Origin of the sequence: Gemmiger formicilis (assembly GCF_016901605.1) — a bacterium.
GTDB lineage: Bacteria > Bacillota > Clostridia > Oscillospirales > Ruminococcaceae > Gemmiger > Gemmiger formicilis_B.
Genome location: NZ_JACJKP010000714.1, coordinates 1 through 229 on the forward strand (window position 1 = coordinate 1; position 229 = coordinate 229).

At 55.0% G+C, this 229-nt stretch carries 1 rRNA gene; it reads left to right on the forward strand.

What is annotated here, in order from left to right:
• A 23S ribosomal RNA gene (locus H6B10_RS16585) occupies positions 1–229 on the forward strand; the annotation flags it as partial.

Sequence of the window (229 nt, forward strand, 5' to 3'; positions counted from 1 at the left end):
AAGGTTCGTCCGCTCCAAGTTAGGCGGGAGCTAAGGTGAGGCCGAAAGGCGTAGCCGATGCACAGACGGTAGAGATTCCGTCCCCACCGAAAGATTTAAGCGCAGGGACACTTTCAGAAGGTCAGAGCCGGGTGTTGGTTCCGGTAGTGATCGAGGGAAATATAGTACCGAAGTCTGGCTGGATGAGAGGCGAGAAAAGCTGCGTGTATATCTAAGGTGCCCGTACCGC